Consider the following 4,430-nt stretch of genomic DNA (forward strand, 5'->3'; position numbering starts at 1 on the left):
CACCCGATGCCACGCGTAGCGACGCACCGACGGCGGCGAATCGCCCGACGCCGCGGCCTGCGCCCACGGCCCGAACAGCAGGAACCCGGACAGCACAAAGAAGATCGGCACGCCGATCTCCATCCGCGAGTACACAAGTCCGACATAGCCGTGGGTGTACTTGCCGGTGGTGTAGGCGGCGTGGGTTGCCATCACCAGCAGCGCTGCGACCGCGCGGATTCCGGTGAGCGAGGCGACTCGCTCGGCCTTGCTGACAGACTCGAGGCCGCCCTGCGCGTCCACGTCCTTCGACAGGGTCATTTCGATTTGCGGCTGTCCTTACCGGCCTTTCGTGGCGGCCGGTCGGGCTGCAGATTGATCAGTATTCCCTGAATACGAGTGCGCTCCAAGGCTTTCACCGTCTCGCGCGGCAATTCGACGGGCAATTCGACCAGCGAGTGATCGGGCCGGATGGAGATGTGTCCGAAATCGCTGCGGTTCAGGCCACCCTCATTGGCGATGGCGCCGACAATCGCACCCGGACTCACTTTGTGCCGCTTGCCGACCGCGATGCGGTAGGTCGCGAAGCCCTGGCCCGGTTTTCGCTTGGAACGGTCGCCGCGGTCGGGCCTGTCCGACCGATCGTCTGACCGACGGCGCTCGGGCGGCGGCTCCACCATGAAGAACTGTTCCCCGTCACGCGCCTGGGTGGCCAGCGCTGCGGCGATGTCGGCCATCGGCACGTCGTTCTCGCGCGCGTAGTCCTCGATCAGACTGCGGAACATGTCGACCCCCGGCGCGTTGAGCGCGTCGGTGATGGAGTCGCGGAACTTCTCGACCCGTTGCGCGTTGACGTGCTCCACCGTGGGCAGCTCCGCCTCGACCAACTTGGATCGGGTGGCTTTCTCGATCGCCCTGAGCAGGTGCCGCTCGCGCGGTGTGACGAACAGCAGCGCAGCGCCCGACCGTCCCGCACGTCCTGTGCGCCCGATCCGGTGTACGTAGGACTCGGTGTCATTCGGGATGTCGTAGTTGAGCACATGCGAGATGCGTTCGACGTCCAGTCCACGGGCCGCGACGTCCGTGGCGACGAGGATGTCGATGGTGCCGTCTTTGAGCGCTGCGATGGTGCGCTCACGCTGCGCCTGCGGGATGTCGCCGTTGATGGCGGCCGCGGAAAACCCTCGGGCCCGCAGTTTCTCGGCCACTTCTTCGGTGGCCTGCTTGGTGCGGACGAACACGATCATCGCGTCGCCCTGCTCGACCTCGAGCACCCTTGTCAGGGCGTCCATCTTGCGCGGCCCGGCCACCTGGATGTAACGCTGCGAAATGTTCTCCGCCGTCGTGGTTTTCGCCTTGACGTTGACCTGAACAGGGTCATGAAGGTATTTCGTCGTGATCTTGCGGATGGCCGACGGCATGGTCGCCGAGAACAACGCCACCTGCTTGTACTCGGGGGTGTCGGCGAGGATCCGCTCGACGTCCTCGGCGAAGCCCATCTGCAGCATCTCGTCGGCCTCGTCGAGCACCAGGTAGTCGAGCCGCGACACGTCGAGGGTGCCGCGTTCCAAGTGGTCGATCACCCGGCCGGGTGTGCCGACGACGACGTGCGCGCCGCGCCGCAGACCTGCCAGTTGCACCCCGTAGGACGATCCGCCGTAGATCGGCAGCACGTTGACCTGAGGCAGGTGCGCGCCGTAGCGGCTGAACGCCTCGGCGACCTGCAGCGCGAGTTCCCGGGTGGGAGCGAGCACGAGGGCCTGCGTGGTCTTGCTGGTGGTGTCGATCTTGGACAGGATCGGCATGGCGAACGCCGCCGTCTTGCCCGTGCCGGTCTGCGCCAGGCCGACGACGTCGGAGCCCGCCATCATCGCCGGGATGACCGCGGCCTGGATGGCTGAGGGCGACTCGTAGCCGACGTCAACGACGGCCTGCAGCACGGATGGGTGAATCTGCAGGTCAGCAAAGGTCAGATCGGCGGGCGAATCGGTAAGGTCCGCGTCCGGTTCGGAGGACGTCATTGCTTGAGGAGTCTAGTGGTACGGCACCCCGTCATCCCGCAGCGTGCCGGGGTGATCGGCGTCGCCGATGACGGTACGGTTCTCGACTGTGAAATTGGCGGTCGTGATCGGCGCTGCCGCGCTGACGGTCGCGGCTTGCGGCTCGGGCGACTCGACGGTCTCCAAGACCCCCGAGCCGACCGTCACCGCATCCGCCCCGGCGACGGCTCATCCCCCGTCTGCGACCGCGGTTCCGCCTCCGACCACGACCGCGGCGCCCGACCCCTGCGAGATCAATCTGGCTGCACCCGAGATCGCCAGGGCCGTCTCCACGCTTCCTCGCGACCCGCGCAGCAATCAGGGCTGGAACCCCGAGCCGCTGGCAGGCAACTACAACGAGTGCGCGCCACTGTCGGCTGTGATCGTCAAGGCCAACACCAACGCCGAGAATCCGAACACTCGCGCTGTGATGTTCCATCTCGGCAAGTTCATTCCCACCGGCGTGCCAGACACCTATGGGTTCAACGGCATCGACAACTCGACGACCACCGGCGACACCGTCGCGCTGCGGTATTCCAACGGCGTTCCCGGACTGGACAGCGTGGTGAAGTTCCGCTGGAACGGCAATGGTGTGGAGCTGATCGGCAACACGGGCTGACAGCGCATTGATGTGTCGGGCCGCGCGCCTACAGTGGCAGCGTGTTCGTGGCCTCATCCGGAGCCGACGTCCGCGTCATCTACAGCGCATCTGACCTCGCCGCTGCATCTCGCTGCGAGTACGCGCTGCTGCGCGCGTTTGATGCGCAACTCGGCTGGGGGCCTTCGGTCGCCGTCGAAGACGCCCTCCTCGCCCGGACAGTCCTACTCGGCGGCGAGCACGAACAGCGTCACCTCGACGAGCTTCGCGACCTCGCCGAGGACACGGTCGCGATCATCGGCAGGCCGAAGTACACCGTCGCCGGGCTGACCGCCGCCGCCGAGCAGACCATGCGCGCCGTCGACCGTCGCGCGTCGGTGATCTACCAGGGCGCCATGTTCGACGGCCGGTTCGTCGGCTTCGCCGACTTCCTGGTGTTTGACGGGCAGCAGTACCGGCTTCGCGACACCAAGCTCGCCCGCTCGGTCAAGGTCGAGGCGCTGCTTCAACTCGCCGCCTATGCCGAGACGCTGTCAGCCGCGGGCGTGCCGGTCGCGCCCGAAGTGGAGTTGGTGCTCGGCGACGGTGCGATGGTGAGCTACCGCGTCGACGAACTGCTGCCGGTATATCGGCCCCGTCGTGCCGAGCTGCAGCGTCTGCTCGACGACCACTTGGCCGGCGGATCGGCGGTGACGTGGGAGGACGAGGAGGTGCGCGCGTGCTTCCGCTGTCCCGAGTGCACCACCCAGGTCCGCGCCCATGACGACCTGTTGCTGGTGGCGGGCATGCGAGTCAGTCAGCGGGCCCGGCTGATCGAAGCCGGTATCACCACCATGACTGTGCTGGCGCGACATGACGGCCCGGTGCCCGAGTTGCCGGCCCGGACGGTGTCGTCGCTGACCTCGCAGGCGCGGCTGCAGGTCACGCCGAGGGTCGACGGCAAGCCCCCGTTCGAGGTGGCCGACGCGCAGCCGCTGACCCTGTTGCCCGATCCGAACAAGGGAGATCTGTTCTTCGACTTCGAGGGCGACCCGTTGTGGACGGCCGACGGCCACGACTGGGGTCTGGAGTACATGTGGGGCGTGCTGGACGCCGGCGGCGCGTTTCGGCCGCTGTGGGCACACGACCGCGCGAGCGAGCGCCAAGCCCTCGTCGACTTCCTTGCGATGGTCCGCAAGCGGCGCAAGCGGTACCCGAAGATGCACATCTACCACTACGCCGCATACGAGAAGACCGCGCTGCTGCGGCTGGCGGGCCGCTACGGCGTCGGCGAGGACGACGTCGACGACCTACTGCGCAGCGGTGTGCTCGTCGACCTTTTCCCGTTGGTGCGCAAGAGCATTCGCGTCGGCACCGAGAGCTACAGCCTCAAGTCGCTCGAGCCGCTCTACATGGGATCCGAGCTGCGCAGCGGTGACGTCACGACGGCCACCGACTCGATCACCATGTATGCCCGATACTGCGAGCTACGGGCCGGCGGGCGCACCGACGAAGCCGCGAACGTCCTCAAGGAGATCGAGGACTACAACCGCTACGACTGCCGCTCGACGCACCGCCTTCGCGACTGGCTGATCAAGATCGCGATCGAGTCCAGCGTGCCGCCGCTCGGCCCGCAACCGGTGCCGGACGGCATCGCCGTCGAGGACACCGACGAACTCGCGCACACGCTGATGGCGTTCGCAGGCGACGGTGTCGACGGTCGCAGCGCCGAGCAGACGGCGGTGGCTTTGATGGCGGCCGCACGTGGATATCACCGCCGCGAGGACAAGCCGTTCTGGTGGGCGCATTTCGACAGGCTCAACAACCCGGTCGAC

Annotated in this window: 4 protein-coding genes; 2 read left to right on the forward strand and 2 right to left on the reverse strand. The window is 67.1% G+C overall.

Going from position 1 to position 4,430, the window contains the following annotated elements; all coding sequences use genetic code 11:
• The coding region (locus VFH65_RS14840) for an acyltransferase family protein (protein ID WP_353322447.1) at positions 1–300 on the reverse strand (300 nt) is incomplete at its 3' end.
• Entirely contained in the window at positions 297–2,000 is a 1,704-nt protein-coding gene (locus VFH65_RS14845; RefSeq protein WP_353322448.1) for a DEAD/DEAH box helicase, read from the reverse strand. The genes VFH65_RS14845 and VFH65_RS14840, both read right to left, overlap by 4 nt.
• A gap of 67 nt (positions 2,001–2,067) precedes the next feature.
• Between VFH65_RS14845 and VFH65_RS14850 the strand changes: the two genes are divergently transcribed.
• Positions 2,068–2,637 (forward strand): LppP/LprE family lipoprotein, encoded by a 570-nt coding sequence (locus VFH65_RS14850; protein ID WP_353322449.1) that lies wholly within the window; start codon positions 2,068–2,070, stop codon positions 2,635–2,637.
• 41 nt (positions 2,638–2,678) lie between these two features.
• Positions 2,679–4,430, forward strand: a 1,752-nt coding sequence (locus VFH65_RS14855) for a TM0106 family RecB-like putative nuclease (protein WP_353322450.1), incomplete at its 3' end; no start/stop codon positions are given.

Origin of the sequence: Mycobacterium sp. (assembly GCF_035697385.1) — a bacterium.
Classification (GTDB): Bacteria; Actinomycetota; Actinomycetes; order Mycobacteriales; family Mycobacteriaceae; genus Mycobacterium.

What these genes read in the sequence shown, in the direction of transcription:
- VFH65_RS14845 (WP_353322448.1), bottom strand. Translation starts at nt 2,000, where the DNA reads ATGACGTCCTCCGAACCGGACGCGGACCTTACCGATTCGCCCGCCGAT.
- VFH65_RS14850 (WP_353322449.1), top strand. Translation starts at nt 2,068, where the DNA reads ATGACGGTACGGTTCTCGACTGTGAAATTGGCGGTCGTGATCGGCGCT.